The 23,871-nt window shown below is 61.4% G+C and carries 29 protein-coding genes and 2 pseudogenes; 21 read left to right on the top strand and 10 right to left on the bottom strand.

The window, feature by feature from the left end; all coding sequences use genetic code 11:
• Window position 1: 1 nt before the first annotated feature.
• From KHO31_RS17865 to atpD, 6 genes are read right to left on the bottom strand one after another with little or no spacing between them, the layout of a single operon-like run.
• The gene (locus KHO31_RS17865) at window positions 2-250 is read right to left on the bottom strand and encodes a F0F1 ATP synthase subunit C (protein WP_054037454.1); all 249 of its coding nucleotides are present in this window, start codon (window positions 248-250) and stop codon (window positions 2-4) included.
• Window positions 247-945: a F0F1 ATP synthase subunit A gene (locus tag KHO31_RS17860; RefSeq protein WP_211623824.1), complete on the bottom strand. Its 699-nt coding sequence runs from the start codon at window positions 943-945 to the stop codon at window positions 247-249. Before KHO31_RS17860 ends, KHO31_RS17865 begins: the two co-directional genes overlap by 4 nt.
• Window positions 942-1,223 carry an N-ATPase subunit AtpR gene (locus KHO31_RS17855; RefSeq protein ID WP_201079795.1) on the bottom strand — a complete coding sequence of 94 codons (282 nt, stop codon included), beginning with the start codon at window positions 1,221-1,223 and terminating at the stop codon, window positions 942-944. Before KHO31_RS17855 ends, KHO31_RS17860 begins: the two co-directional genes overlap by 4 nt.
• Complete coding sequence (locus tag KHO31_RS17850) at window positions 1,216-1,533, bottom strand: AtpZ/AtpI family protein (protein WP_201079794.1); 318 nt, start codon at window positions 1,531-1,533, stop codon at window positions 1,216-1,218. Before KHO31_RS17850 ends, KHO31_RS17855 begins: the two co-directional genes overlap by 8 nt.
• Window positions 1,530-1,988 carry a F0F1 ATP synthase subunit epsilon gene (locus KHO31_RS17845; protein ID WP_201079792.1) on the bottom strand — a complete coding sequence of 153 codons (459 nt, stop codon included), beginning with the start codon at window positions 1,986-1,988 and terminating at the stop codon, window positions 1,530-1,532. The genes KHO31_RS17850 and KHO31_RS17845 overlap by 4 nt, the downstream gene beginning before the upstream one ends.
• Window positions 1,985-3,460: a F0F1 ATP synthase subunit beta gene (atpD, locus tag KHO31_RS17840; RefSeq protein ID WP_201079790.1), complete on the bottom strand. Its 1,476-nt coding sequence runs from the start codon at window positions 3,458-3,460 to the stop codon at window positions 1,985-1,987. The genes KHO31_RS17845 and atpD overlap by 4 nt, the downstream gene beginning before the upstream one ends.
• 149 nt (window positions 3,461-3,609) lie before the next feature.
• Between atpD and KHO31_RS17835 the strand changes: the two genes are divergently transcribed.
• The 7 genes and pseudogenes from KHO31_RS17835 to KHO31_RS17805 all read left to right on the top strand — a co-directional run bounded on the left by KHO31_RS17835 (window position 3,610) and on the right by KHO31_RS17805 (window position 8,728).
• Window positions 3,610-4,005 carry a hypothetical protein gene (locus KHO31_RS17835; protein WP_211623822.1) on the top strand — a complete coding sequence of 132 codons (396 nt, stop codon included), beginning with the start codon at window positions 3,610-3,612 and terminating at the stop codon, window positions 4,003-4,005.
• Window positions 4,006-4,388: 383 nt separating this feature from the next.
• Window positions 4,389-4,628 (top strand): hypothetical protein, encoded by a 240-nt coding sequence (locus tag KHO31_RS17830; RefSeq protein WP_201079787.1) that lies wholly within the window; start codon window positions 4,389-4,391, stop codon window positions 4,626-4,628.
• Between the two features lie 37 nt (window positions 4,629-4,665).
• Window positions 4,666-6,126: an MBL fold metallo-hydrolase RNA specificity domain-containing protein gene (locus tag KHO31_RS17825; protein WP_201079785.1), complete on the top strand. Its 1,461-nt coding sequence runs from the start codon at window positions 4,666-4,668 to the stop codon at window positions 6,124-6,126.
• A gap of 136 nt (window positions 6,127-6,262) precedes the next feature.
• Entirely contained in the window at window positions 6,263-7,174 is a 912-nt protein-coding gene (gene arcC, locus KHO31_RS17820) for a carbamate kinase (protein ID WP_201079783.1), read from the top strand.
• 148 nt (window positions 7,175-7,322) lie between these two features.
• Window positions 7,323-7,658, top strand: a pseudogene (locus KHO31_RS17815) (universal stress protein); the annotation flags it as partial.
• 60 nt (window positions 7,659-7,718) lie between these two features.
• Window positions 7,719-7,904 carry a universal stress protein gene (locus tag KHO31_RS17810; protein ID WP_211623818.1) on the top strand — a complete coding sequence of 62 codons (186 nt, stop codon included), beginning with the start codon at window positions 7,719-7,721 and terminating at the stop codon, window positions 7,902-7,904.
• Window positions 7,901-8,728 carry a universal stress protein gene (locus KHO31_RS17805; protein WP_211623816.1) on the top strand — a complete coding sequence of 276 codons (828 nt, stop codon included), beginning with the start codon at window positions 7,901-7,903 and terminating at the stop codon, window positions 8,726-8,728. The genes KHO31_RS17810 and KHO31_RS17805 overlap by 4 nt, the downstream gene beginning before the upstream one ends.
• Before the next feature lie 111 nt (window positions 8,729-8,839).
• Here KHO31_RS17805 and KHO31_RS17800 read toward each other — a convergent pair whose 3' ends face one another.
• The gene (locus KHO31_RS17800; RefSeq protein ID WP_201079775.1) at window positions 8,840-9,316 is read right to left on the bottom strand and encodes a universal stress protein; all 477 of its coding nucleotides are present in this window, start codon (window positions 9,314-9,316) and stop codon (window positions 8,840-8,842) included.
• A gap of 325 nt (window positions 9,317-9,641) precedes the next feature.
• Between KHO31_RS17800 and KHO31_RS17795 the strand changes: the two genes are divergently transcribed.
• The 5 genes from KHO31_RS17795 (at window position 9,642) to KHO31_RS17775 (ending at window position 15,205) form a co-directional block, all read left to right on the top strand.
• Window positions 9,642-11,786, top strand: a complete 2,145-nt coding sequence (locus tag KHO31_RS17795; protein ID WP_211623814.1) for a sensor histidine kinase — start codon at window positions 9,642-9,644, stop codon at window positions 11,784-11,786.
• Entirely contained in the window at window positions 11,783-12,430 is a 648-nt protein-coding gene (locus tag KHO31_RS17790; protein WP_201108401.1) for a response regulator, read from the top strand. The genes KHO31_RS17795 and KHO31_RS17790 overlap by 4 nt, the downstream gene beginning before the upstream one ends.
• A 185-nt stretch (window positions 12,431-12,615) precedes the next feature.
• Window positions 12,616-13,047, top strand: coding sequence for a response regulator (locus KHO31_RS17785; RefSeq protein WP_201079769.1), 432 nt, complete (start codon window positions 12,616-12,618; stop codon window positions 13,045-13,047).
• Window positions 13,040-13,822 (top strand): helix-turn-helix domain-containing protein, encoded by a 783-nt coding sequence (locus KHO31_RS17780; protein ID WP_201079767.1) that lies wholly within the window; start codon window positions 13,040-13,042, stop codon window positions 13,820-13,822. The genes KHO31_RS17785 and KHO31_RS17780 overlap by 8 nt, the downstream gene beginning before the upstream one ends.
• 351 nt (window positions 13,823-14,173) lie before the next feature.
• On the top strand, window positions 14,174-15,205 hold the full coding sequence (locus tag KHO31_RS17775; RefSeq protein WP_211623812.1) for an Acg family FMN-binding oxidoreductase: 1,032 nt from the start codon (window positions 14,174-14,176) through the stop codon (window positions 15,203-15,205).
• A gap of 27 nt (window positions 15,206-15,232) precedes the next feature.
• Here the strand turns inward: KHO31_RS17775 and KHO31_RS17770 are convergent, their stop codons facing one another.
• Window positions 15,233-15,508: a DUF1488 family protein gene (locus tag KHO31_RS17770; RefSeq protein WP_201079763.1), complete on the bottom strand. Its 276-nt coding sequence runs from the start codon at window positions 15,506-15,508 to the stop codon at window positions 15,233-15,235.
• A 349-nt stretch (window positions 15,509-15,857) separates the two neighbouring features.
• Here KHO31_RS17770 and KHO31_RS17765 point away from each other — a divergent pair, with 349 nt between their 5' ends.
• The 3 genes and pseudogenes from KHO31_RS17765 (at window position 15,858) to KHO31_RS17755 (ending at window position 17,086) form a co-directional block, all read left to right on the top strand.
• On the top strand, window positions 15,858-16,151 hold the full coding sequence (locus KHO31_RS17765; protein ID WP_201079928.1) for a c-type cytochrome: 294 nt from the start codon (window positions 15,858-15,860) through the stop codon (window positions 16,149-16,151).
• A 46-nt stretch (window positions 16,152-16,197) separates the two neighbouring features.
• Window positions 16,198-16,572, top strand: coding sequence for a DUF3564 domain-containing protein (locus KHO31_RS17760; protein WP_201079761.1), 375 nt, complete (start codon window positions 16,198-16,200; stop codon window positions 16,570-16,572).
• Between the two features lie 36 nt (window positions 16,573-16,608).
• A pseudogene (locus KHO31_RS17755) lies at window positions 16,609-17,086 on the top strand (hypothetical protein).
• 46 nt (window positions 17,087-17,132) lie between these two features.
• Here the strand turns inward: KHO31_RS17755 and KHO31_RS17750 are convergent.
• Window positions 17,133-17,324: a DUF2964 family protein gene (locus KHO31_RS17750; protein WP_201079757.1), complete on the bottom strand. Its 192-nt coding sequence runs from the start codon at window positions 17,322-17,324 to the stop codon at window positions 17,133-17,135.
• A gap of 291 nt (window positions 17,325-17,615) precedes the next feature.
• Here KHO31_RS17750 and acs point away from each other — a divergent pair, with 291 nt between their 5' ends.
• The 6 genes from acs to KHO31_RS17720 all read left to right on the top strand — a co-directional run bounded on the left by acs (window position 17,616) and on the right by KHO31_RS17720 (window position 22,679).
• Window positions 17,616-19,592: an acetate--CoA ligase gene (acs, locus tag KHO31_RS17745; RefSeq protein WP_201079755.1), complete on the top strand. Its 1,977-nt coding sequence runs from the start codon at window positions 17,616-17,618 to the stop codon at window positions 19,590-19,592.
• A 107-nt stretch (window positions 19,593-19,699) separates the two neighbouring features.
• On the top strand, window positions 19,700-20,305 hold the full coding sequence (locus KHO31_RS17740; RefSeq protein WP_201079753.1) for an acetate uptake transporter: 606 nt from the start codon (window positions 19,700-19,702) through the stop codon (window positions 20,303-20,305).
• A gap of 51 nt (window positions 20,306-20,356) precedes the next feature.
• Complete coding sequence (locus KHO31_RS17735) at window positions 20,357-21,100, top strand: YoaK family protein (RefSeq protein ID WP_201086185.1); 744 nt, start codon at window positions 20,357-20,359, stop codon at window positions 21,098-21,100.
• A gap of 358 nt (window positions 21,101-21,458) precedes the next feature.
• Complete coding sequence (locus KHO31_RS17730; protein ID WP_201086184.1) at window positions 21,459-21,626, top strand: hypothetical protein; 168 nt, start codon at window positions 21,459-21,461, stop codon at window positions 21,624-21,626.
• Window position 21,627: 1 nt separating this feature from the next.
• Window positions 21,628-22,209 (top strand): hemerythrin domain-containing protein, encoded by a 582-nt coding sequence (locus tag KHO31_RS17725; protein WP_201079747.1) that lies wholly within the window; start codon window positions 21,628-21,630, stop codon window positions 22,207-22,209.
• A gap of 122 nt (window positions 22,210-22,331) precedes the next feature.
• Window positions 22,332-22,679: a hypothetical protein gene (locus KHO31_RS17720; protein WP_201079745.1), complete on the top strand. Its 348-nt coding sequence runs from the start codon at window positions 22,332-22,334 to the stop codon at window positions 22,677-22,679.
• Window positions 22,680-22,952: 273 nt separating this feature from the next.
• Here the strand turns inward: KHO31_RS17720 and KHO31_RS17715 are convergent, their stop codons facing one another.
• On the bottom strand, window positions 22,953-23,822 hold the full coding sequence (locus KHO31_RS17715) for an ADP-polyphosphate phosphotransferase (RefSeq protein ID WP_201086183.1): 870 nt from the start codon (window positions 23,820-23,822) through the stop codon (window positions 22,953-22,955).
• Between the last annotated feature and the right edge of the window lie 49 nt (window positions 23,823-23,871).

Raw genomic sequence — 23,871 nt, 5'->3', positions numbered from 1 at the left:
CCTACTTGACGAACGGGTTGGCGAAGAGCAGCAACAAGGCGATCACGAGACAATAGATCGCCATCGTTTCGATCATGGCAAGCCCGACAAAGAGCGTGCGCGACACGGTTCCGGCCGAGTCCGGCTGCCGTGCGATCGCATCCATCGCGGCTGCGACCGCGCGGCCTTCGGCAAGCGCCGGCCCGATCGCGCCGAACGACACGGCGAGCGCGGCGGCGGCGATGCTGACAACTTCGATGAGGTTATTCATGATATTTCACTATTTTCTGTAGTGGCCTGTTGATGGGTATCGCTGATTGCCGTACCGATGAAAACCATCGCCAGCACGGAAAAAATATAGGCCTGGACAGCGCCGGTGAGCAGGTCCAGCGCCATCAGCGGAATGGGAACGAGCAGACCCGCGAGCGACAGGACGATGCCGATCACGAACACGCCGCTCATCACATTGCCGAACAGACGCACGACAAGTGAGAACGTCCGCGTGATCTGCTCGACGACGTTCAACGGGATCATGATCCAGCTCGGCTCGGCGAATGCCGCAAGGTAGCCGGCCGTGCCGCGCGTGCGGATGCCGTAGAAAACCGTCGCGCCCAGCACGATCAGCGCCAGCGCGGCATCGGTCTCGATATGCGCGGTCGGCGGCGTCACCCCGGGTACGAGCGCCGACCAGTTGGCAATCAGCACGAAGATGAAGAGCGTGCCGATCAACGCACGGTAAGTGGCGGGCCCGGTTTGCATAGTGTCGCGAATCTGCCGATCGATCGTGACGACCAGCAGTTCAAGCGCGGTTTGCAGCCTGGTCGGCGCGAGCGACAAGCTTCGGCTCAACAAGGCCGCCGCCACGGTCACCAGAATCATGATCACCCAGGTGACGAGTACCGGCTCCGTGATGGATAACGGACCGATATGCAGCAACGGTGCGGTGGCCAGCGGTGAGGCGATCATCGGCCACCTCCGTAGCGGCGTATCGCGATTCCGCGCGCCAGCAGAAACCCCGTCATGCCCGCGAGCAGCGCGAGCGCGCCGGGATGCGCGAGCATCAGCAGCAGCGCGCCGGTGAGCGCAAATCTGGCAAGCTGCAAGGCCAGCGCCGCCATCGCTTTGCCCGCTGCAAACAACGGCCAGTTCCAGCTCAGCGACACGAAGTGCCATGCGCCGGCCAAGGTTCCGATTGCGAGCCCCAGCGCGAGTTGGGTCGCCATCGACGGTAGTGGACTATTCATGGTGATTCCGTTGCTGGCGATGCATCCATTTCCATGCCGACCAGAAGCCCACTGCAGCGCCGATCATCAGCAGCGGCGCCGAAAAAAACACGCGAGTGCCGAACATCCGGTCAAGCCAATGTCCCAGCGCGAGGCCGATCAGGGTCGGCAGGACAATGGCCCAGCCGAGGACGCCGATCTGCCCGAGCCGGCTGCCGAGCGAGGGCTCTGGCTCCTCGCGCCCGCGCAAATCGCGCTCGGCGGCCTGTCGGGCGGCGCCGGCGATCCGTTCGTCCCGCTGCTTGCGCTCGTCCGTGTGGCGCCCGTTCATGGCAGCATTCCTCCAACGCTATCTGCGGCCGTGCCGTCGGAGCCCGCGCGCGGCCGCAGATAACGGAGCATCTGACGCACGGCGCGAGCATGCAACTGCAACTGGTCGACGCGGGCGCGCCGCGCCGCATCGGCCTCGCTGGCGTGGCGGCCGCGAACGCCTGTTTCGAGGCCTTCCAAAGAGTCACCGGGGACCGCTTCGCGGCAAGCAATGGAAACCTCCGTTCCGTGCGATACCAGTAGCACCCCGCCATCTACCGCGCAGTAGTGGATCGAGCCATCCGCACACGTCCAGCGGACTACCGACGGCGTCAGCAGCGTGACGAAGTCGGCATGGCCCGTCCGGATGCCAAACGAGCCGCTTTCATCTTCCGCGCGCAGGGAGACGATCTCGACAGCGTCGAACCACACCTGCGACGGCGTCGCCAGGGTAAGCGTCAAGGGTGTGCCACTCATTTCAACTGCGCCGTGGCCAGAGCCACGCCGTCCTGCGCTGCGGCTTGCTCTTTGAGGCGGCCTTCGTCGAGTGTGCCGATCATGTATAGCGAGCTTTCCTGCCACGTGTCGCACTCGCCTGCCAGAATCGCCTTGCAGCCGGCGATCGTGTCGGCAAGCGCCACCGAACGGCCCGCTTCCCCCGTAAAGGCTTCGGTGACGGCGAACGGCTGGGTCAGGAAGCGCTGCAAGCGCCGGGCACGCCCCACGAGGGCGCGGTCCTCGGCACCCAGTTCCTCGATACCGAGCAAGGAGATGACATCCTGCAGCTCGCGGTAGTGTTCAATGATCTTGCGCACCTCGATGGCGACGTTCGCGTGTTCCTCGCCGACCACAAGCGGATCGAGCAGGATCGACGACGATGCGATCGGGTCGATCGCGGGATACATGCCTTCGGCGGCCATCGCGCGCGACAACACGACCATGCTGTCGATGTGCGCGGCGATCGCGGTCACTGCGGGGTCGGTGAAATCGTCGGCCGGCACGTACACCGCTTCGATTGCAGTGACCGACACGTCGCCTACCGACACAATGCGCTCCTGCAGACTTGCGACTTCGCTTGCAAGCGTGGGCTGGTAGCCGACTCTGGACGGCATGCGCCCCAGCAGGCCCGACACCTCGGCACCCGCCTGCACAAAACGGAAGACGTTATCCATAAGCAGGAGAACGTTCTGGTGGCGTTCGTCGCGGAAGTACTCGGCGATTGTCAGCGCTGTAAAGGGCACGCGCCAGCGCGCACCAGGCGGCTCGTTCATCTGCCCGTAGACCAGCACCGTGCGCGCCAGCACGCCGGATGTGCGCATGTCGAGCAGCATTTCGTGCCCTTCCCGTGAGCGTTCGCCAACGCCCGCGAATACGGAGATTCCTTGATAGCGCTCCACCATCGCATGGATCAATTCCATGACCAGCACTGTCTTGCCGACTCCCGCCCCGCCGAACATCGCGGCCTTGCCGCCCTGGGCGAGCGGCGCAAGCAGGTCGATCACCTTGATGCCCGTTGTGAACAGCGTGGTGGTGCCTTTCTGCGACGCGAGCGGCGGCGCGGCGCGATGAATGGGACGGCGTTCGGTCTGTGCGGATAAGGCTTCGCCGTCGTCACATGTCGCACCGGTCACATCGAGCAGCCTGCCTAGCACAGCCTCGCCGACGGGCGCCTCGATGGGCCCGCCACAGACGCTTACGCGGGCGCCGCGCCGCAATCCCGCGGTGGATTGCAGCGCCAGCGCACGCACCGTTGTTTCGCTCAAGTGGGCTTGCACCTCGGCGAGCACCGGTGCGAGGTCGTCGGACAGGATGATGAGTGCGTCGCTCACCGGCGGCAGCATGTCATCGGCAAACGTCACGTCGACGACCGCGCCACGTACGGCGACCACATACCCGTCGTTTGCGGCCGGTGGGGCTATCGAGGACGAGGTTGCCAGATGCGCTGACATTGTTGGGCCTCCATGCGGCCGATTTCGAACAGTCGTAAGATACCGCCGCGGTCACTCGATTAACTGATCTCCATCAAACCGGTGAGAAATGCCGCGCTCAATCTCCTGACGAGTCAGCACATCCATGCAAGCGCTTTGAATCTGGCTATGTGTCCTTTGAGCACGTGGGCAAAAACGGCCAACGCGCCATTTGCATCTTTCCGCGCTTCTGCGGCTGTGACATTGCATTCGGCAACTGCTGGTCGGCCCACAAGCTCGCGCATTTCCCTCATGGCCTGATCAGCGCCTCGTCCGCCGAAGCTGCAAAAGAAAGCTACCTGCGCAAACCGCGCGCGATTCTCGATGAGATACGAGCGAACCGGCGCGGACACGGAACCGGCCCAGACCGGCGTGCCGATCACAACGAGCTGGTACGCAGCGACATCGTGTCCGGCTGGAACGATTTCGACGGGACGCTTGCTGATGGCGTCGACAAGCGAGCGCAGATAGCCAGCCACGCCTGTCCGATTGCTGCAATCGCAAATTGCCTCGAGATCCGCGGATAGCATTTTCGCGATCGCCAGAGCAAGCAGCCGTGTGGTACCTGTGCGCGAGTAATAGACGACAAGAACTTTCGCTTCGGGCATTTCAACCTCTCTATCCCCTGCCGCGCGTTCACATGCGGGATTCGCTGTGCATGCCTAGAGCATAGGTGTGCATGAGCGGGTTCTTATGATCCATGTCAAGCAACGGACTCAGCCGTGATCACGGCACATCTCGTGTAGGGAAATGCTGACACGAACGTAGGACGTCCTACGCGAAGCTCAGCGCCATCTGATTTGTTTCGACCGGCCGCTGACCAATACTGATTTTCAAGACAAGCAGGAATCGATTGCCCCGGCGACGTCCTCACTGACAGCGCCTAAGTTGACCCGTAAGGAGACCGGCCATGTCAAACGCTAACTCTTCCGCCAACACCGCAACGCCGGCCGCCCGCCCCAAAAACATGCGTGACGCCGCGAGCGAGTTCGATGAAATCCTCGCACTGGCCCGTGAGGCCGGCATGCTGATCACGCTGGACGGGCAAATCGGCCGGGAGAAATACCAAAGCATCGCGGGCTCGCTTCACGCCTTCAGGCGCTTCGCCGAAGCGCTCTACGAGAGCCTGGCCCAACGCGCGGCGGTCTGACGAAGCGTGCGGTTCACTTGCCATTCGAGGTGGCGCAATGAAACTGACTTTTCTAGGTGCGACCGAAACGGTCACCGGCTCGAGATATCTGCTGGAGGGAGCCGGCCTTCGGGTGCTGATCGACTGCGGGCTCTTTCAAGGCACAAAGAATCTGCGTCTGCGTAACTGGGGGGCGTTTCCGGTTCCGGTCGAAACGCTCGATGCGGTGATCCTGACGCATGCCCACCTTGATCACAGCGGCTACCTGCCGGTCCTCGCGCGGATGGGATATCGGGGACCCGTCTATTGCACCCGTGGCACCCGCGACCTGTGCGAAGTGATGTTGCGCGACAGCGCCAAACTGCAGGAAGAAGAGGCCGCCTTCGCGAACCGGCATGGATTTTCGAAACATCATCCGGCGCTGCCGTTATACACGCTCGAAGACACTGAAAAGGCGCTGCAGTTGCTCGTGCCACGCGAGTTCGATGTACCAAAACAACTGAACGAACAAGCGTGCTTCCGGCTGTTGCCGTCCGGGCACATTCTGGGCGCCGCCAGCATTGTGGTGTGCATGGAAGGCAAGGTGATCGCGTTCTCGGGGGACGTTGGCCGTCCGAACGATCCGATCATGCGCGCGCCCATGCCGCTTGCACACGCCGACTATCTGGTGGTCGAGTCCACCTACGGGGATCGTCTGCACGATCCGGGCGATCCGGCCACCGAACTCGCCGAGCTCTTCGCACGCACTTTCCGGCACGACGGTGTGGTTGTGATTCCGTGTTTCGCGGTCGGCCGCGCGCAATCCATCCTTCACTACATCGCCCGCCTGAAGGCATCTGGCCGGATGGCCAATGTACCGGTCTTTCTCGACAGCCCGATGGCATCGAGCGTCACGCAACTGTACCGGCATCACGTCGGCGAGCATCGCCTCACGATGACCGAAGCCAACGCGATCAGCAGCGCGGCCGAGATGGTGCGCACCGTCGACGAATCCAAAGCCGTCTCGGCCCGGCACGGTCCGATGGTGGTAATCGCCGGCAGCGGGATGGCGACCGGCGGGCGGGTCGTGCATCACCTGAAGACGTTTGCGCCCGATAGCCGCAATACCATCGCGCTGGTCGGCTACCAGGCTGCCGGCACACGCGGCGCGGCGCTTGCCGCCCATGCGCCCGCGATCAAGATTCACGGCGACTATGTGCCTGTACGGGCTTCGGTGGTCACGCTTTCGTCGCTGTCCGCGCATGCGGATTACCACGAGCTGACGACATGGCTTCACTCCATCTCCGTGCCGCCGGAGCGAACGTTCGTCACCCACGGCGAGCCTGCCGCTGCTGATGCACTGCGGCGTCATATCGAAGAAACGCTTCAATGGCGCTGCGAGGTGCCCACCTATCTCGAATCCGTCGAACTGCCCGGAACGGCTGGCGATGCAGACATTCATCCCTGCGCGGCAACGGCGATGTCCGGCCCTGAAATCGCTGATCCAGATCAATCAGTCAGCCGTCCCGAAGTGACCTAATCAATGTATCTCGTACACAGCCGGGAAAAGACAAGGAATAGGGATCATCGCGGAATGCGCCGATTGTGTTTTCGCAGGCCAAAAACCGCATGCACACAAGGTGGTACTCGTGGCGACACTCGCTTAAGGAACTATCATGCGTATTCTGATCGCACTGGGCCGCAGCGCGCTGCTTCGGCGTGGCGAGTCGATGACGATGTCCCACCAGATCGCCAATATCCGCCGCGCCGCACAGCAAATAGCGCGGCTTGCCGACGGCAACCAGCTGGTCATCGCGCATGGCAACGGCCCTCAGGTCGGTCTGCTGGCATTGCAGGCCGCCGCCGCGGGTGCGGCTGGTGCGGCGCCGCTGGATGTGCTCGACGCCGAGTCGGAAGGCATGATCGGCTATCTGCTCGAGCAGGAACTGGCCAACGCTTTGCCGCCCCACCGCCAGGTGGCGACGTTGCTGACGCGCGTAGAGGTCGACGCAGACGACCCCGCCTTCATTTACCCCACCAAGCCAATCGGTCCCGTTTACACAGAGGCGCAGGCCGAACGTCTGGTAATCAGCACCGGTTGGACCGTCGCTCGGGACGGCGCCGGTTTCCGGCGCGTCGTCGCGTCGCCGAAACCGCGACGCATCGCGGCGCTTCAGCCCATTCGCTGGTTGCTCGACCACGATACCGTGGTCATCGCGGCCGGCGGCGGCGGAATTCCGGTCACGGTCGCAGCAGATGGCCGGACGCGCTGCGGCGTGGAGGCTGTGATCGACAAGGACCTGTGCAGCGCGCTGCTTGCAGCCGACGTCGGCGCCGATCTGCTGTTGATCGCGACCGACGTCGATGCGGTTTATGCCGACTGGCACACGCCCTGCGAATGTGTACTGCGCGAGGTGTCAATGGCGGGGCTTCGGTCGATGTCTTTCCCGGCCGGTTCAATGGGAACGAAGGTCGAGGCGGCGTGCGAGTTCGTCTCGCGCACCGGCCGGCCGGCAGTCATCGGCTCGATCGATCGCATCGAAGCGATGGCGAGCGGCACGGCAGGCACGCGTGTCACGTGCGAGTAAATCAAGATCGGCCGGATCGCCGTCGGCGCACCCAGATGAAGTCTCGCGCGCTACCGCGCCGTTGATCTGAATCAACGCCGGCGAGTACCCGGCTCCTAGACTCAGATCACGTGTTCATGTGCTACTCACCCACTTCTGGAGCGTCGCAATGACCTACAAGACCATCGTCGTTCACCTGGATACGAGCCAGCGCGCCCATCCCAGGCTCGAACTCGCCCTGCGGCTCGCAAAGCAGTTCGACGCCCATCTGACCGGCGTGTTTGCAGTGTTCACGCCCGATCCGCGCTCGCTCTATGTAATGGCCGGAACCGCCGAATACTACGGTACGCACGAACAGCTGCGCGCGGAACGCCGCAGCGCGCTCGATAGGCTCTTTCATGCGGAACTGAGCCGTGCGAAAGTTGCCGGCGAGTGGATTGCCATGGACGCCCCGGCCAACCTCGCCGTGCCGCATCGCGGCCGGTGCGCCGATCTGATCATCGCCATACTGATGTCGCATTGATGAACCGAGGGTTCGGGTCAGGTCCATTCAGGAGAGTTCATCATGTATCAACAGACTCTGGTTGCCGTAGACGGCAGTGAAACGTCCGCGCGAGCCCGTGACGCGGCATCGAAGCTCGCGCGCGACGCCGGCGTGCAACTGCAGCCTGTGTTTGTCGAACACGTCCCGGTCGGCAAGCACGTGGCAAGCAGCGCACTGACGGCCGCCCTCATCAAGGAGCCGTCATGACCTGCAAAACCCTGCTGGTGCATCTCGACGACAGCACCCATAGCGCCGCGCGGATCGAATTCGCACTTGAACTGGCTGGTCGGCACGACGCGCATCTGATTGGCCTGTATGTGGTTTGTCAGGATCTGACGCAGCCGATGTTTCTTCACGGCGAACGCGCATTGATTGCGACTCGCAAAGCGCAACAGGATGCCAATCTCAAAGGCGCGCAAGCGCGCTTCCTGACGGCGGGCGAACGAGCCGGGCGCAGCGTGGAATGGCGTGCGCCAGAAGGGCCTGCGGTACAAGCAGCGATCCTGCACGCCCGCCACGCCGACCTCCTGATCCTCGGCCAGGATGATCCGGGCGATCCTTCGTCCTATATCGCACGGCATTTTGTCGAGGACGTGCTGATGGCCTCGGGCCGCCCCGCCATTGTGCTGCCCTATGCCGGGACTGTCCGTTCGTTTGCCGAAAGCGTGCTGATCGCGTGGGACGGCAGCCGGGAGAGCGCCCGGGCGGTGGCGGATGCCTTGCCGCTGATCAAACGCGCGAAATTCGTTACCGTCATGACCGTGCAGCGGCGCCCGGATAGTGAAGCGCCAGCAGGCATCGACGTCGCCGCCTGGCTTGAACGCCACGGCATCCAGGCAGGATTTTCGGCCGCGCCCAAGGTGGCCGGCGTCCCCACGGGCGCGCTGCTGCTGAACATGCTGGCCGATCATCATATCGATCTGCTGGTGATGGGTGCCTATGGGCATACGCGCGGGCAGGAACGGCTGCTCGGCGGCGTCACACGCACCATACTTGAGTCAATGACCGTGCCGGTGCTGATGTCGCATTGATCTGACAAGTCACGAATTGCGCGAAAAAAGCCCTCGCGCAAATTAAAGCGCCCGGTTTTCAGGGCGCTTCTTTTTTGGGAGTCTCGGTTCCCCGGGCGCGCCACCGCACACTTATAGGTACGACGGGATCTCGTCCATGTCCCGTTCGCGCCGAACCAGTAGAACGGGCATCCCGGCACGCCGCACAAACGCCTCGGCGACACTGCCAAGCAACATCCGGCCGATGCCATGCCGCCCATGCGTGCCCATTACGATGAGATCGGCTTCACATTCTTCTGCCACATGACAGAGGACGGTGACGATGTCTTCGCCATACGCGTCAATCGTCCGGGTCAATCCACGCACGTTGCGCTGTTCAAAAAGCGCGCGGGCGTCTTCGAGCGTCGCCATCGCTGCTGCTGCCGCCGCTGTACCGGTTGCCTGCTCCTCCACCAATCCAGTTCCTACGTCGACCATTTGCGCAGCATGTTCGGCGACAAATACCGCCGTCACCGTCGCCTGCGCGGCCTGGGCGATTTTTAGCGCTTCGTCGAGCGCGAGTTTCGCGGCCTGGCTGCCGTCGATTGCTACAAGAATCCGTTTGTACATGACCCTCTCCTTGAATTCGCCCCCGTCTCGAGTGACTGCGGCTATCAGGCAGCGGAATACTTTCAGTCTGCGATTCGCAGCTCAGAATGCGCTTGATAAGGATCAAGCGCCGACGGCTCGCTGTCCGTCAACATTCGTGCACTGCGGCTTTCTGGGTGAGTTGGCTGCATACTGGCACGATCCGTGCAAACCGCGCACAATAGGCAGCGCACGCGTTGTTCTGGCTGGCCGCAACTAGCGAAAATCACGGTGATGTTTCCCGATCCGCGCCGCGCCTGCGCCATCAGCCGGCGTGGCGGATTGCCCACCATCCAATGAGGCGCACATGCCCTTTCGCGGTAAGACGCCGTTCGCTGAAAAATTGCCTTTCCCCATACGGGTTGTCCCGCCTGAGCGGCGTCCCATGCTTGTCGCGGCGGTCACATTTGCTGTCGTTCTTGTGGCTGCGCTCGGTGCGTGGCGCTGGGTCGGCGAACAATCATTGCGCGCTGCCAACAGCCGCTTTGGTCAGAATACTGCGCATATCACCGCTGATCTGCAGCGCGAGTTCACCACCGGTGAATCGTTGCTGCGCGGTGCGCGCGGCTTGCTCTCCGTCGCGCCGGCAACCGATGCCGACGCCTGGCGCCGATATGTCGCGCAACTCGATCTGGACGAAACGTCGTCCGTGGTCCGCGCGCTTGGCTATGCTGACGTTGACACCGCAGGTGTTGCCCGCCTGACGGGCAGCATCGGTAACGTGGCCGGACAAGCTGTCACGCCGCAACCGGTCGCACCGGTTACCCAGATGGCGCCGGCCGCTGCCGATGCGATGCCGGTCGGCTACGACCTGGCTAGCAGTCCCGCGAGCCGTATGGCGTTGCTGCATGCCATCGACACAGGGGCAAGCGCGCTCGACGCGGACGCAGGGCCGTTTGGCGATATCGGCTCGAACCCCCACCCTCGTCTTTACGTCTATTTTCCGGTCTACTCGGACGCTGGATTACCGTCGACGCCACAAGCGCGCCGCACGGGCGTCAAGCGGCTACTGGTGGCGGCGCTGGACACCGGCCGTTTGTTCGATAACGCCCTGGCCCGGCAGCGGCGCATTGATCTGCAGGTGTTTAGCGGAACCCCTGCTACGCTGCTTTATTCGTCCGCCGCGGGAGACGACGACCTGGTGGACACCGCGCCGGTCATCCGTAAAGCCGACACCTTGCGCGTCGGCGGGGTGCCTATCACGCTGTCCTACACGGCGAGCGGTCGCTATCTGCGAGCCGAGGACGAATTTGCGGAAACCACTGTGCTGATCGCCGGCGTTGCGGCAGCATGCCTGTTCAGCGCCATGGCCTTCCTGATCGTCAGCGGGCGCGGTGCCGGATCTGCCGCGACGAGCGAGACGCGCAGCCAGTTGAACCTGAACGAAGCACGCATGATGGGCATCATCCGGTCATCGATGGAAGCCATCATTACCGTCGACGAACGGCAGAACATCGTCATCTTCAATCCAATGGCAGAGCGCGTCTTTGGATGCACCGCTATGGAAGCGGTCGGCGCATCGCTCTCGCGCTTCATTCCCGAGCGCTTTCGCGCGGGACACGAGCGGCACGTCGAACAGTTTGGCGTCACCGGCGTTTCCGATCGGCAGATGGGCAGGCAGCGTGTGCTGTTCGGCTTAAGGGCCAATGGTGAAGAATTTCCTATCGAGGCGTCGATCTCGCAGATCCGCGACGGCGATGGCAAGCTGTACACGGTTATGCTGCGCGACATCACTGAACGGGTAAAAGCGGAAGATGCGCAACGGCAATCGCGCGAGGAACTACGCGAGCTCTCGGCGAATCTCCAGAATGTTCGCGAGGAAGAAAAAACCCGCATTGCACGCGAGCTGCACGACGACCTTGGGCAGCAATTGACCGCCCTCAAGATGGACATCTCGTCGGTCGAACAGGGGCTTGAAACCACCGCTGAACCGCGCCTGCTGCAGCAGCTGCGTGGGATGCGCCGGCTGATCGATGCGACGGTCGCGTCGGTGCGCCGTATCGCGGCCGATCTGCGCCCGGTCATGCTCGATGATCTCGGTCTGATTCCGGCGATCGAATGGCTCGCCAATGACTTTACAAACCGCTACGGCATCGATGTTGAGCGCCGGATCGAAGTCGGCGACATCAACTTTACGCCGACGGGCACGACGACGCTCTTTCGTATCATCCAGGAAGCGCTGACCAATGTCGCCCGGCATGCGGAAGCGACGCTCGTCACGCTGACCGTGCATGTCGAGGGCGGCGTTTGCGTGTTGCAAATCGCGGACAACGGCCAGGGCGCGAGCCACACCGCCGCCTCCGCCGAGAAATCATTCGGCTTACTCGGTATCCGCGAGCGTGCGCACATGCTGGGCGGCACGGTCGAAATCCATACTTCCAGCGGCAACGGCTTCAAGTTAACTGTTACCTTTCCAGTCGCTGCAGTGCAACAGCAGGAGATGCAAACATGACGCGTGTGCTGATAGCTGACGATCACGCTCTGGTCCGTGACGGCCTGCGGCATATCCTGAAAGGCGCGAGCGGCTTCGAGGTGGTCGGCGAGGCCAACGACGGCGTTAGCACGATTGCGCTGATCCGCGCGAGCGCTGCGGATGTGCTCGTGCTGGATCTGTCAATGCCGGGACGAAACGGCGTTGAACTGATCAAACAGATCAAGGAGGAAAAGCCGGCGCTGCGGATCCTCGTGCTCACCATGCATGCGGAGCAGCAGTATGCGGTACGCGCGTTCAAGGCGGGCGCATCCGGGTATCTAACCAAGGAAAGCGCCAGTGCCGAACTGGTCACTGCGGTCAGCAAAGTCGCATCTGGCGGCGTCTATGTGAGCCTCGCGATGGCCGAGCGTTTTGCGCAGAGCCTGAACGAGCCTGTCGACACATTGCCTCATCAGCGCCTGTCCGACCGTGAGTTCGATGTGTTCCGCCGCATCGCCGCGGGCCAGACCCTCACCGAAATCGCCGCGGAGTTGTGTGTCAGCAGCAAGACGGTGAGTACCTATAAAACGCGCATCCTCGAAAAAATGCAGATGCCGCACGAAGCCGCGCTGGTGCGTTACGCGCTGCGCCACAAGCTGCTCGGGGAAGACGACGAAATCTAGATCCGGCGCGGCGCTCGGGCCGCAGAGCCAGACCGAATCATCACATCAATCCGCCGATCGCGCGGCTATCTCCACCTTCGCGTTCGCCCTGTGTAGGAAATTCCCTACACACCTTCGCGCTCGCCTACCCGAAGCTCGTTCGCCGCTGATTTTATTTTGAGACAGCGCGGCCGATACTTCGAGCCATGAACTCAAGCCTGTCCCAGCAAGCACTACGCGTTTTCCTCGTTGAAGACACGATCCCGATCAGACGGCGAATGGCGACGCGTTTTCGCGCGATCGATGGTGTCGAGATCGCCGGCGAAGCCGAGGAATCAGGTGCCGCGCTCGCCGGTATCGACGCCACCGGAGCCGACGTCGTGGTCGTTGATTTTCGCCTGACCGGTGGCACCGGTCTGGAAGTGCTGCATAGCCTCGCGCACAGCACTTCGCCGGTGATCACGATCGTGCTGACGAATCATTCGGGTGCGGGGTTCAGGCAGGCGTGCCTCGCGGCCGGCGCACAGTACTTCTTCGACAAGACGAGCGAATTCGATCTTGCATGCGACACGATCAAGCGGATTGCCCACGAGCGTTGCGCACGTGGCCTCAATTACACAGGAGTTCACCATGTCTGACGTCGCCGAATATTCTGAAATCATGCCGCTGCAGCGTATCCCATTGCCGGCATCAGGCCATTCCGCACTCGCGCCGTCAGTACCGGCCAGGGCCGCCGCGCGCTGCTCGAACTGCTCGATGCGCTCGATCTGTATGCCGCAAGGCCTGACGCCAGCCGAACTGGAACGCATGGAGTCGCTGATGGGCGTTTCCCGCGCGATCAAACAAGGTGAATCGCTATACCGCGCCAACGATTCGTTCCAGAGCATCTATGCGGTCCGCGCCGGCTCGTTCAAGACCGTCGTCATGCATCGCGACGGCCGGGAACAGGTCACCGGTTTTCATCTGGCCGGTGATTCACTCGGTCTCGACGGCGTCTGCTCCGGGCAGCACAGTTGCGACGCGATCGCCATCGAGGACAGCAACGTCTGCATCATCCCGTTTCATCTTCTCGAAGCCATGTGTCGCGAGGTGAAGGTCGTGCAGAAGCACGTCCATCGTCTGATGGGCGGCGAGATCGTTCGCGAAGCGACACTCATGATGCTGCTCGGCACGATGTCCGCCGACCAGCGGGTCGCCGCCTTCCTGTTGAACCTGTCAGGAAGGCTCAAGACACGCGGCTACTCGCCGGCCACGTTCAATTTACGCATGACACGCGAGGAGATCGGCAGCTACCTCGGGATGAAACTCGAAACCGTCAGCCGCATGTTCTCGAAGTTTCAGAAGGATGGCCTTGTCGATACGCATGGCAAGCAGATCAGGATTCTCGACCTTGATGGCCTCGCGCGCGTCTAGTCCCAGAGTGAGATACATGGCGCGCTGCGCGGCAGCTTCAGTCGGCACGGAGTTTTAACGGCGGTCCGTGGAAAGAGTAATCGTGTTCAGGCGGCGCAGCCAGCCGCCTCTTTTTTTGCCAGCGTACGCCGCATTTTGGCCAATCGCGGCTCGCACCGCGGAACCACGGCAGCGAGCCGGAAAGGTGCTGCGTTAGATCCGTCATTCATTTCACTGCGATACGACCATTAGCGCTTGACCTGAGTCAAGCCACGCATAAGGCCATCTGACACGATGGCTTGACGACGTGATCCGACAACCGGCAGCGCATGCACGGTTCGGCCGATCCGGAAAACGCGCAGGAGGCCATAAATGAACGCACTTCCCCAGGACTCGGCTTGGTCTATCGACGAACATCAATTCGACCCGAATGCCGGCATCGAAGAAAAAATACGGTTTGCACTGCGATACGCAGTGCTGGCGCCTTCCAACCATAATACGCAGCCGTGGCATTTCATCGTCGACGGTGACTGCGTCACGCTGTGCGCGGACCGTTTGCGGGCGCTGCCGGTGATCGATCCCTTTGACCGCGAGCTGATCATCAGTTGCGGCGCGGCGCTTTTCAATCTCCGCGTTGCGCTGAGCCGCTTCGGTCTTGCCTACGCGATTACGCTGTTTCCCTCGCCTGCCGACGTGGACGTGCTGGCGCATCTGCGGATCTTGCGCGATGGCCGTTGCGACGCCAGCCTTGCACCACTATTCGACGCAATACCGCGGCGCGTCACGACCCGCGAAACCTTCGCTGACGAGCTCATCCCGGTCGAACTCCAGTTGAGGCTCGAGCAAGCGGGCGCGGCCGAGGGCGCGGATATCGTCTGCGCCGGGAACGCGGTCATTCGCGAGCGCCTGGCCATGCTGATCGCTGAAGCCGATCGGGCGCAATTCAAGGATCCTCGCTTCAGGCGCGAACTCGCGAGCTGGATCCATCCAAAACGCAGTCAGGATGGCATGCCAGCGTTGTCGCCGGGCATGCGCATCCTGCTCGATCTCGCGGTGCCTCTGGTAGGTTCGGTGATTCGCACGTTCGACGAGGGTGGCGGCATGGCGGCCGCCCATCACACGCTGGTCACCGGCTCGCCGCTACTGGTATGTATCGCCACCGGAGCGGACGATGCCGCAGCGTGGCTGGCGGCAGGTCAGGCGCTTGAACGGGTGCTGCTTACCGCCGCGGACGAGGGCCTCACGGCGTCCTATCTGAATCAGCCGATCGAAGTGACTTCCCTGCGCGACACATTGCGTGCTGCCCTGAATCTGGACGGCGTGCCGCAATTGCTACTGCGTATCGGCCGAGGTCGGCAGCCTTCTCATTCGCCGCGGCGTCCGCTTGCCGAAGTCGTATCGTAGGGACGAAGCGGCCCGCTGACGGCCGCTTCAGTCGCAAAAGCGAAAGTAGCCACTGTGCAGCATGACCGGCCTGGCGCCCACTTCGTCCAGCAAGCGCCGCGCCGCCTGTTCGATCGGATAACGATGAGTATCGAACGCGGCGATCAGGTCGTCTTCACGTAACGACGCTGCGCCAAAATGATCTTCGAGTGCTTCCGCGGTAATCGCGCACTGAACCCGCTCGCCGCCGATCTCTGCCGGAAAGGCGATGACCAGATCGCGAGCGCAATATTCCGGACGTTCCTGGGGAAAATGAATATGCATGACAACAGCCTGAAGATAGGCGCGGCTCTTAAGGCTCCGTCATGCGAGCGACTGCAATGCCCGCGTGGCAAAGCGAAGAGAGTGCCGCCACGCGTGGCACCCGTCTTTGAACAGAATAGGCCTTGTTTGCCGGTCACCCTATTTTCGCCGACGATCAGGCTTGACTCAGGTCAAGTGACCTCTTGGGCGGCACGCCGGGAAGCGAACGTCCGCGCACATGAGAAAGGCGATTGATCTGAGTCAATCGCGCGGGCGGCACCGACCCTACACTGAACTCAGAACCTGTCCTGGAGTGTGTCTCGTGAATGCCCCGCATCTGCACTATCTCACTACAAGCGCACTTGCGCTGTTGCTGGCAGCAAGCGGCGCAGCGCTTGCTCAGTCCGAACCGACCGCGCTAGTCGATCAACAGCATTGCATGTTCTGCCATACCCGGGATGCGCCTTTTCTCGCACCTTCGTTTCAGCAGATTGCGGACCGTTATCGCGACGTACCAAACGCGAGCGTGATGCTTGAGCACAAGCTGCGACTCGGCGGCAAGGCCCACTGGGGCGACATGGCAATGCCGCTGCCCGCGGATCGCGGCGGCCCGTTGACACCGGAAGATGCTCACACGTTGGTCCAGTGGGTTTTAAGTCAATAGCCACCCAGTTCGTTTGCACATGTTCGTGAAATGTACGGAGAACCTCATGCGTCTCACCATCCACCTCGACACGTTCGATCGTGTCAATCCGATGGCATTCGCCATCCTGTGGCTCGACAATGAAAAACGTCAATGGTCACGCGAAGGTCATATGGGGCTCGATCTGCCCGAATGGGGCGCGTTGCACGTCGATTGCGGCAACACGCTCGTCTGCGGGCCGCACGATTCGACGCCCTGCTGCGTACTCGAAGGGCTCGATCTGAACGCCACGTCTGGGCCATTCGAGGGCGAAACCGGACGCGCGCAATGGTGCTCGGATGCGGGCAGATCGCTGATAACGGGCCATTGGCACGTGCAATGTGTCGACAACGAGAACACGGAGCCGGAAGACGGCATCTTCGCCGCCGACGACAACCCGTGAGCGTTGTTGGCGCTGCCACCAGCATGAGGTGCTACTGTGGGAATGATTGCCAATCTTGACGGCGTGCGTCATGCGTACGGTCTCTGCTTCGTGCGCGCGCCCTGGGCCTATTTCACGCGTTTGACGCTCGACCAGCAATGGGGCGACGGCTGGGAACGCGTGCCTTATGAACAGCACGCCGGCCCCCCCTTATAGCGATAGTCCCGAGCAGATCCTGACCGTCGCCTTCGATGGTCCGCTGTATCCCCCCGATCTCGGCTATGACGGCAAAGAGCGCAGCGCCAACGAAATCAATCGCGGCGAGATGCCATGGCTGCGTACGCAAAGTTTTGCCGGCAATGCACCGATTCACATCATGGCGGGCATCACGCTCGAGTCATTTGTGGAGCAGGTCGAACTCGCGGGCGGGCGCGTGTTTGCCCCACTCGGCTGGGGCGCTTTGCGGCTCGAACCGAGTGAGCACGCGGCATCATCAGATACGCCGGCTCGGGCATGCGGCACGGTCAAAGCCTGAAGCGGGCAACAACACCGACGTAGGCACGCGCTTCACGCGCGATGGGCTAAGTGTCGTCTCCGGTCGTTGGCATCAGCAGGATAACGAAACTGGCAACGCCGACAATCAGAGCCAGCGCACCATAGTGGATAAAAGCGGAACTGTCGAACAGCAAACCGCGGATAGTTGCACCCAGACCCGCCAATGCCGTAAAAACGGCCACCGCCGCCAGGATGATTCTGGGTTCTGCCTGGACCATGATGCCCCCTTATGCTCAAAGCACACGACTCCGTACCGGCGTGACATTCTCGAACAGTCAATGACGAACTCATCATCGCCCCGCCGGAGGTATTGCGATTGATTTGCATCAAGCACCGGCCGCTCTTCCACCCAGTCCTTCCCTTGATGTGTATCAACCCGACGATCGGCCGCGCGGTCATAGTTGACCTCTACGCACGCACCGGCACCACGGCCATCAAGAGCCTTCCTTCAGGCGACTCGCCGTTCCAGGCGTTGCCTTATCCCTGACTTTCACGTGAGGAGACACTGGATGTCTACCATCGAGCTTAATGACCTCAACACTACGGCGGCGCGGATCCCCGCGCTCAAGCACGCAAGCATCGACGGCATGGAGGCTTACCATGCGCTCGTGGCCGAGGCCGAGCGCGATCACGAAGCGTTCTGGGCGCGCCTTGCCAGAGAGCATCTCGAGTGGCGCCGACCATTCACGAAGGTCCTCAACGATTCGAACGTACCGTTCTATCAATGGTTCGAAGACGGCGAACTCAACGCTTCATACAACTGCCTCGATCGCAACCTTGCCAACGGACTTGCCGGCAAAACGGCCATCGTGTTCGAGGCCGACGACGGTAAGGTCACTCGCGTCACATACCAGGAGCTCTATCACCGCGTGTGCAGACTCGCCAACGCACTGCGCGCGCGCGGCGTAAAGAAAGGCGACCGGGTGGTGATTTACATGCCGATGTCGGTGGAAGGCGTCGCCGCCATGCTGGCATGTGCGCGTATTGGCGCGCCGCACTCCGTCGTGTTCGGCGGCTTTTCCGCCAAATCGCTACACGAACGGATGGTCGATGTCGGCGCGGTGGCAGTGATGACGGCCGACGAACAGGTGCGCGGCGGCAAGACACTGCCGCTCAAGACAATCGTCGACGAAGCCCTTGCGATGGGCGGCGCCGAAGCCGTCAAAACAGTCGTCATCTATCGGCGTACCGGCGGCCGGATCCCCTGGATCGCGGGACGCGACACGTGGCTGCACGAGCTCGAACGAAACCAGCCGGATACCTGCGAGCCGGAATGGGTCGGCGCCGAACATCCGCTATTCGTGCTGTACACCTCGGGGTCGACCGGCGCGCCCAAAGGCGTGCAGCACAGTACCGGCGGTTATCTGCTGTGGGCCGCCATGACGATGAAATGGACCTTCGACATCAAGCCGGCCGATGTCTTCTGGTGTACCGCCGACATCGGCTGGATCACCGGTCACACGTATATCTGCTATGGCCCTACCGCCGTCGGCGCAACCCAGGTGATCTTCGAAGGGGTGCCCACCTATCCGAATGCCGGCCGTTTCTGGGACATGATCCAGCGCCATCAGGTCAGCATCTTCTACACCGCGCCGACCGCCATCCGGTCTCTCATCAAAAGCGCCGAGGCTGACACCGCTGTGCATCCTCGCAGCTTCGACCTGAGCAGCCTGCGCATTCTCGGTACGGTCGGCGAGCCGATCAACCCGAGTGCATGGAACTGGTACGCCGAACATGTCGGCGGCGGCCGCTGTCCGGTACTCGACACGTTCTGGCAGACTGAGACGGGCGGCCACATGATCTCGCCGTTGCCGGGCGCTACCCCGCTCGTGCCGGGATCGTGCACGCTGCCGCTGCCTGGCATCGACGCGGCGATCGTCGACGAAACCGGCCATGAAGTGGCCAATGGGCAGGGCGGCGTGCTCGTCATCCGCAAGCCGTGGCCGTCAATGATCCGCACGATCTGGGGCAATCCAGAGCGCTTTCGCAACGGCTACTACCCCGACGAGCTCGGCGGCAAGCTGTACCTCGCCGGCGACGGCGCGATTCGCGACCGCGACACAGGCTACTTCACGATCACCGGTCGTATCGATGACGTGCTGAACGTGTCCGGCCACCGCATGGGCACGATGGAAATCGAATCGGCACTGGCGGCCCATCCGCTCGTCGCCGAAGCTGCGGTCGTCGGGCGTCCGGATGAAACGTTCGGAGAAGCCATCGTCGCCTTCATCGTGCTGAAAACGGCGCGGCCCACCGGTGCTGAGGTGAAGCGCGTAGCGGACGAGTTGCGCGCCTGGGTCGCCAAGGAAATCGGTCCAATCGCAAAACCGAAAGACATCCGGTTCGGCGACGCAATGCCCAAGACTCGCTCCGGCAAGGTCGTGCGCCGGTTGTTGCGCTCAGTCGCGAAAGGCGAAGCAATTTCGCAGGACACGTCGACTGTCGAGAATCCCGCTGTGATTTCCCAGTTCGCCGATTCGGTCTGAACGCTCCAGTGGTCCGACGTTCGATTGCGATGTGACCCTTGCGCGGCGCGCGTCTTCACGACGGTCGCGCAATCCATGTCTACTCCTATTTGCATGAGGAATTCATCATGAATATCAAAGCCCCTAATCCCGCTGCACTCGGCCTGGCCGGTTTTGCCTTGACGACCTGGCTGCTCAGCATGATCAACGCCGGCTGGTTCAGCGGCGATTCGATGGGCATGGTGCTCGCCGTCGCTTTCGCTTATGGCGGCACCGCGCAGGCACTCGCCGGACTCATGGAAATACCACGCGGCAATACGTTCGGCGCGACGGCCTTTCTGAGCTATGGTGCGTTCTGGTGGTCGCTCGCCCTCTTCGTGCTGTTCCTGCACGGCACCGTGCCCGCGGCGTTCGTCGGCTGGTATCTGTTCCTGTGGGGCGTGTTCACGCTTTATATGTGGGTCGCGACATGGCGTGCGCCGCGCGCATTGCAACTGGTGTTTCTGTCTCTGTGGGTCACTTTCTTCGTGCTGGCAGCGAGCGAATGGACCGGCCTCGTGTGGTTGCACCACGCCGGCGGCTACCTCGGCCTGCTGACGGCGCTGCTGGCTTTCTACCTGTCGGCGGCGGAAATCATCAACGAGACACATGGACGTACGGTGCTGCCGGTGGGAACCGTCGCTCAGGAGATCGACGTGACCGTAACGGTCACCGAGGGACTCCGCAGCGCTTGAAAGCAGGCGGCGGCTATCGTGCGGCGCCGCGAATACGGATAAAATGTCGGCATGCCGATCAACTATCTTCGAGGATTCACGAAACCTGAGCGCAGCGACGCGGCGAATCTGCGCCTGGGACGATCGCTAGCTTTTGTCGCCGGCGCGGCCAACGCCGGCGGCTTCCTCGCTGTGGGGCAATACACATCACACATGTCGGGCATTGTGTCGTCGCTCGCCGACAACCTCGCGCTCGGCGAAATCAATGCCGTCGTTACGGGACTGAGCTCCTTGTTGTCGTTCCTTTTCGGGGCCGCCACGTCCGCAATCATGATCAACTGGGGGCGTCGCCGGCAATTGCACAGCCTGTATGCAATGCCGTTGATGCTCGAGGCTACGCTGCTCCTCTGCTTTGGCCTGCTTGGCACACATCTCGAGACCCATCGCGTCCTTTTCGTGCCGGCGACCGTCTGTCTTCTGTGCTATGTGATGGGTCTGCAGAACGCCATGATCACAAAGATCTCAAAAGCGGAGATACGCACGACGCATGTCACCGGCCTGGTGACTGATATCGGCATCGAACTCGGCAAGTTCTTTTACTGGAACATTGGCGCAACGAGCGGAAGCGCAGTCCGTGCAGATCGCCAGAAACTGCGTATCCTCGGATCGCTGTTATTGTCGTTTCTCGCAGGCGGCCTGACAGGCGCCGTAGGCTTCAAGCAACTGGGGTTTATGGCGACCATTCCCCTTGCTGTCGTACTTCTTACTCTCGCTGCTGTTCCGGTCGTCGACGACATGCTCGCGCAGCGCCGGTAGAATATTTTTTGCAACACCGCTGCTTCGCGCTGGCCGCTGCTCCCGTATAAATGCCTTGCCGGCGGTGAACTGCATTGTCTTCTGCGCCGTTCCATGCTTCCGTTTGACCAGGGTCTAAATCCAGGTCTAAATCCCGGCGTCAACCCAATCGTTGTGTAGCATCGCCAGGGTAGGGACCACCGTAACGAAAGGTATCTACTATTCAATATTGGTTTTACTTTTACTCGTCGTCGCGCTCCTCGCCTCTTTCACGGTATTGGAACTGTCCGGCCGAATCTTCTCCTATTGCCATCTATCCGCAATCCAGATAAGCGGTGCCCATTCATGGGGTCGGCTGGCGCTGACCCAATGGACCACCATGTCCGCACCACCGTTGATCTCCATCAAAGCAGTGGCGTTGCTGCGCTTTGATGTCGAGCGGCGGATGCCTAGCATTAAGGTATCGGCGCAGCTTCTTGCTCATGCCGTTGGTGTTAAGCAGAAAATCGATTCGCCAATGCTTTTCATGTCCTTCTGCGGAGTTTGATATGCAGTCTGTGGGATCGCGCAGTGCCATAGCCGTCATCCTTCACGAACACGAGCAGATGTCGACCGTGATAGAGGGCATGCGGCGCTTTGTGGGTCTGCTGGCAGCGGGTATGCCCGCTCCGGGCCTCATGGTGCTACGGGCAATGCTTTATTACATCCGCGAGTACCCTCAGCAGGTGCACCATCCTAAAGAGGATCGCTATCTGTTCACGCCGCTGCGGGATCGGACGGATGAATTTGACCACGTCCTTACGGAACTGGAGTCTCAACATGCTCAAGGTGACGTGCGGTTGAGGAATATCGAGCACGCGCTGACCCGGTATGAATTGAAGGGGGCGCCCGCCCTTCGCGAACTGCGAGCCATGGTGGATACGTATGCCGAATTCCATGCAGACCACCGGTGTATGGAAGAGACGTTGATATTGCCGGCCGCCAGACGTCTGCTGACAAACGAAGACTGGGAAAAAATCGACGCCGCTTTTGGAGCGAATCGCGATCCATTCGACGGAGTAAAACTTGAAGACGATCTCGGCAAATTATTCTCGATGATCGTCAAGACGATCCCTGAGACGGAAAGTTAGCAGTTCGGCCGTGCGTTGCGATGGACGGCCGGTCACGTGACGCAAATGCTGATCAGTGGGATCCGTGGCCGCGTCATTGAACAAAGTTTTTTTGAGCGCCAAACGCCAACGCGGGAGGAGATATGCAAGCTGTTCGTCACTTTCACCTGGAACTACGGCACGCAAGCGTGCCGACTTATGTTGCCAGTTACCTCTTTCCGATCCTGTTGCTGATATATGAGGCGCATCGGGTAGGCAGGTGGATTTTCGATTACGGGATGAATTTCGCGAACTTCAGGTTCATGGGTTACGAGTTTCTGCTGATGCTTGTTTTCGTTGCGCTCCAGGTTGTCTTTGAAGGCATTTTCCTGATTGGGGCATGGATGAGCCGGGATCACGATTTCGAACATCGGGTCGCAAATCTCCTTGCAGGCCTAGGCTGTTCGCTAGTCGTCATCGGTTTCGACCTGGCTTTGCAGTACGCGCTGTAGCGCGAGTTCTGCGAGGCTAGCTGGCGACGCCACCCATCGATACCCGGAGGGACATTTTCACTGTGCTTCGCGAGAAACACGCTACCACCTTAGTCTCGTCGGCCATGGCCTGCTCGGGCGTAGCCGCTTCGCGATCGCATCGGCTACGTCCTCGTCTGCGGCCGTCATTGCGGCCGTGGCAGGAGGAATGGCCGGAGGCAGTCTGGCAACGCGCATTCCGCTCGCGGCCGGACTCGTGTTGATCACCGGGTTGAGGCAAGGCAATCGGCATCGTCACTTCGCGAGTTGCTTGCGGATGGCCTGCAATTCCTCGCGGCGGATCCTGGTTGGTTTGGGGTATGTCATTTTGAGTTCGTTGAGCGTATCGAGGAGAATTTGCGACACGATCAGGCGCGCGTTCTCTTTATCGTCGGCAGGCACGACATACCAGGGCGCATGCTCGGTGCTGGTCGCGCCGAGGCACTCCTCATAAGCCTTCATGTACTGGTTCCAGAACTTCCTCTCCTCGATGTCAGCAAGGCTGAATTTCCAGTTTTTTTCCGGCTCATCGATACGTTGAAGGAAACGCTTGCGCTGTTCCTCCTTCGAGAGATGGAGGTAGATCTTGATGATGCGTGTTCCGTTTGCCCAGAGGTGCCGCTCGAGGTCGACGATGGAGCGATAGCGGTCGCGCCAGACCGCACCGCGGCCATTCTGCACACCCGGCACGCCTTCGCTGCGCAAAATCTCGGGATGCACGCGGGCGATCAGCACTTCCTCGTAATAGGACCGGTTGAAGATACCGATCCGTCCTCGTTCCGGTAAGTTACGGGTGGTTCGCCAGAGAAAATCGTGCTGCAATTCCATGGCGCTCGGGTGTTTGAAGCTGTATACCTCACAGCCTTGCGGGTTTACGCCGGACATCACATGCTTGATCGCTCCATCTTTTCCCGCAGCATCCATCGCTTGGAAGATCAGCAGAATGGCATAGCGGTTCGATGCGTAAAGAAGCTGTTGCAGCGAGCTAAGCTTCGCAACGTGCTGCGCCAGCAGCCGTTGATAGTGTTCCTTTGATGTGTAACTCGGCTCCCTCACCGTTGGCCACTTTCGAAGGTTGACGGCTTGTGCTTCCCCCACGTGAAAATCTCTTGAACTGATGTCCATTTGCATCCTCTCACAAGCGCCATCTCGGATGGGTTGCGTCCATCGTTCG

Origin of the sequence: Paraburkholderia domus, from assembly GCF_905220705.1 — a bacterium.
In the GTDB taxonomy this organism is placed as follows: domain Bacteria; phylum Pseudomonadota; class Gammaproteobacteria; order Burkholderiales; family Burkholderiaceae; genus Paraburkholderia; species Paraburkholderia domus.
This window is presented reverse-complemented; position numbering and strand designations above follow the sequence as displayed.

Coding starts and splice junctions, on each gene's coding strand:
- KHO31_RS17865 (WP_054037454.1), bottom strand. CDS start 250: ATGAATAACCTCATCGAAGTTGTCAGCATCGCCGCCGCCGCGCTCGCC.
- KHO31_RS17860 (WP_211623824.1), bottom strand. CDS start 945: ATGATCGCCTCACCGCTGGCCACCGCACCGTTGCTGCATATCGGTCCG.
- KHO31_RS17855 (WP_201079795.1), bottom strand. CDS start 1,223: ATGAATAGTCCACTACCGTCGATGGCGACCCAACTCGCGCTGGGGCTC.
- KHO31_RS17850 (WP_201079794.1), bottom strand. CDS start 1,533: ATGAACGGGCGCCACACGGACGAGCGCAAGCAGCGGGACGAACGGATC.
- KHO31_RS17845 (WP_201079792.1), bottom strand. CDS start 1,988: ATGAGTGGCACACCCTTGACGCTTACCCTGGCGACGCCGTCGCAGGTG.
- atpD (WP_201079790.1), bottom strand. CDS start 3,460: ATGTCAGCGCATCTGGCAACCTCGTCCTCGATAGCCCCACCGGCCGCA.
- KHO31_RS17830 (WP_201079787.1), top strand. CDS start 4,389: ATGTCAAACGCTAACTCTTCCGCCAACACCGCAACGCCGGCCGCCCGC.
- KHO31_RS17825 (WP_201079785.1), top strand. CDS start 4,666: ATGAAACTGACTTTTCTAGGTGCGACCGAAACGGTCACCGGCTCGAGA.
- arcC (WP_201079783.1), top strand. CDS start 6,263: ATGCGTATTCTGATCGCACTGGGCCGCAGCGCGCTGCTTCGGCGTGGC.
- KHO31_RS17810 (WP_211623818.1), top strand. CDS start 7,719: ATGTATCAACAGACTCTGGTTGCCGTAGACGGCAGTGAAACGTCCGCG.
- KHO31_RS17805 (WP_211623816.1), top strand. CDS start 7,901: ATGACCTGCAAAACCCTGCTGGTGCATCTCGACGACAGCACCCATAGC.
- KHO31_RS17800 (WP_201079775.1), bottom strand. CDS start 9,316: ATGTACAAACGGATTCTTGTAGCAATCGACGGCAGCCAGGCCGCGAAA.
- KHO31_RS17795 (WP_211623814.1), top strand. CDS start 9,642: ATGCCCTTTCGCGGTAAGACGCCGTTCGCTGAAAAATTGCCTTTCCCC.
- KHO31_RS17790 (WP_201108401.1), top strand. CDS start 11,783: ATGACGCGTGTGCTGATAGCTGACGATCACGCTCTGGTCCGTGACGGC.
- KHO31_RS17785 (WP_201079769.1), top strand. CDS start 12,616: ATGAACTCAAGCCTGTCCCAGCAAGCACTACGCGTTTTCCTCGTTGAA.
- KHO31_RS17780 (WP_201079767.1), top strand. CDS start 13,040: ATGTCTGACGTCGCCGAATATTCTGAAATCATGCCGCTGCAGCGTATC.
- KHO31_RS17775 (WP_211623812.1), top strand. CDS start 14,174: ATGAACGCACTTCCCCAGGACTCGGCTTGGTCTATCGACGAACATCAA.
- KHO31_RS17770 (WP_201079763.1), bottom strand. CDS start 15,508: ATGCATATTCATTTTCCCCAGGAACGTCCGGAATATTGCGCTCGCGAT.
- KHO31_RS17760 (WP_201079761.1), top strand. CDS start 16,198: ATGCGTCTCACCATCCACCTCGACACGTTCGATCGTGTCAATCCGATG.
- KHO31_RS17750 (WP_201079757.1), bottom strand. CDS start 17,324: ATGGTCCAGGCAGAACCCAGAATCATCCTGGCGGCGGTGGCCGTTTTT.
- acs (WP_201079755.1), top strand. CDS start 17,616: ATGTCTACCATCGAGCTTAATGACCTCAACACTACGGCGGCGCGGATC.
- KHO31_RS17740 (WP_201079753.1), top strand. CDS start 19,700: ATGAATATCAAAGCCCCTAATCCCGCTGCACTCGGCCTGGCCGGTTTT.
- KHO31_RS17735 (WP_201086185.1), top strand. CDS start 20,357: ATGCCGATCAACTATCTTCGAGGATTCACGAAACCTGAGCGCAGCGAC.
- KHO31_RS17730 (WP_201086184.1), top strand. CDS start 21,459: ATGTCCGCACCACCGTTGATCTCCATCAAAGCAGTGGCGTTGCTGCGC.
- KHO31_RS17725 (WP_201079747.1), top strand. CDS start 21,628: ATGCAGTCTGTGGGATCGCGCAGTGCCATAGCCGTCATCCTTCACGAA.
- KHO31_RS17720 (WP_201079745.1), top strand. CDS start 22,332: ATGCAAGCTGTTCGTCACTTTCACCTGGAACTACGGCACGCAAGCGTG.
- KHO31_RS17715 (WP_201086183.1), bottom strand. CDS start 23,822: ATGGACATCAGTTCAAGAGATTTTCACGTGGGGGAAGCACAAGCCGTC.